2 protein-coding genes are annotated in these 1,785 nt (G+C 73.3%); both read right to left on the bottom strand.

The features are described 5' to 3' along the window. Positions 1-114 precede the first annotated feature (114 nt). Positions 115-606 carry a hypothetical protein gene (locus IE98_RS0141440; RefSeq protein ID WP_030277888.1) on the bottom strand — a complete coding sequence of 164 codons (492 nt, stop codon included), beginning with the start codon at positions 604-606 and terminating at the stop codon, positions 115-117. A 609-nt stretch (positions 607-1,215) separates the two neighbouring features. Then, positions 1,216-1,605, bottom strand: coding sequence for a hypothetical protein (locus tag IE98_RS0141430; RefSeq protein WP_030277886.1), 390 nt, complete (start codon positions 1,603-1,605; stop codon positions 1,216-1,218). Between the last annotated feature and the right edge of the window lie 180 nt (positions 1,606-1,785).

Genomic DNA, 1,785 nt, shown 5'->3' with positions numbered 1-1,785 from the left:
GGCGGGGGCGGTGTCTGGGCGGTGCTCACGGTGGCCTCCTGGGTTCGTGGGGAGATTCGGGACGGTGGGCGGCCTGGGTGGCCGCCGAAGGTCTGGCGGCCACCCGGGAGCGGGTCAGTAGCTCTGCTCCTCGTGGCTGGCGAACACGCCTCCCTTCACCTCGCCCCACCGGATGGCGTGCTGGAGGGCTCGCACTCCCGCACGGCGGCCACGCACCCCGTACTCCTGCTGGAACATGCCGTCCCAGCCGCACGGAGCGGACCCCCACACCAGATAGCTGCCGCTACGCGCGGAGTGCAGTCGCCACTTCAGGCTCCCGTGGTCACCCCTGGCCACGAAGCCGGTCGTGCGGAGACCGCGCCACTCCCGCTCGGGCACGAACGCCCCGGCCTCGTGCTGCGCCCCGCGGATCGTCTCGATGCGGGACCGGACCGGGGCGAAGTCCTCCCCGGTGCGGCGTCCGCAGCGCATGATGCACGCGGACTTCCAACCGCCACCGGCGGCGCGGACCACGGCCGTGATGGTGGTGCGAGCGGGGCGCACCCGGCCCTTGGGGGTCCTGCGGCCGGCGTGGGAAGTGGTGCCGATAGTCAGGGCGGTCAGCACGGGATGCGCTCCTCGGGTTGGGGATTCGAATCGAGTGGGCGGGAGGGGCGCCAACCCCTTCCGACATAAAGAAGCATACCACATCTGAGTGTTGATGTGGTGTGGTCTGTGCCACACCACACCGATCGGGCTACCAGCCAGCGGCGGGGACCACCAACACCGGTTCGGCCGCCGCGTACGCCTCGCACTCGACCCAACGGCTCCCCTCGTCCCCCGCCGCGCTCAACACGACCGCCAGTGGCCCGTGCGGGCTTGGGAGCGCCCCGCAGCACTCGCACCCGCACCCGGGGGCGAACGGCCGGGGCCGGGCCGTGTAGGGCTCCTGGTACCCCATCCGCATCAGAGGCCGGCCGACGGCCCCCCGCCCGGCCGGGGCGTACCCGACCACCAGATCCCCGGCGGCCACCGACCGGGCGGCGACGACCCGCAACCGGACCGGATCGACCCCTGACCGCGCCCCCGTCCCCGCCACGATCACCGGGAAGAACTCGACGACTTCTCTGGGCATCCGCGCCCCTACCTCTCGTTGCACACGGTTCCTCCGGGCCGGGCCCGGATGCCCGGCCCCCGGGACTGCCCCGAGGCGCTCGGCCCCGGGGCAGGCTCGGCTCAGGCGGCCAGCATCAGCTCACGCGCCGCGCGGGTCGCGGCCGCACGCGGCTTGTACGCCTCCAGCAGCTCCACGACCTTCGCTCGGGAGTAGCGGCGGCTGGTGCGCACCGTGCGGCCCCAGCCCTCGTGAGTGCGGCGGGTGCGGGCCTTCTCGGTGGGCTTGATGTTCTTGCGCTCGGCCGCGCTGCGCAGCGCGCTGACGACGCTCTTGGCGGTCGCGGGGTCGACCCCGGCGGCCAGGGCGTGGGTCATGAGCGAGCGGGCGCGGGTCCGGCAGGACTTGGCGAGCTTCGCCGGGTTCTGCGGGCGGTGGGTGCGGGCCTCGGCGCGGGTGTCGCGGGCGCGGAGACGGAGTTCCTTGGCGGCGTTGCGGGCGCTGGGGTTCATGACTTGGGTTCCCTCTCGGTTGGTCCTGCTGGATCGAGTGGCCGGGAGGGGCGCCAACCCCTTCCGACATAGAGAAGCATACCACATCTGAGCGTTGTTTATGCGTGTGGGCTGGATCACACTGCGCGCGTCGGCGTCGCGCCCCGGTCGGGGCGGGGGCGGTCGCACACCGACCGCCCC

The organism is Streptomyces sp. NRRL B-24484 (genome assembly GCF_000717715.1).
GTDB lineage: Bacteria > Actinomycetota > Actinomycetes > Streptomycetales > Streptomycetaceae > Kitasatospora.
This window is presented reverse-complemented; position numbering and strand designations above follow the sequence as displayed.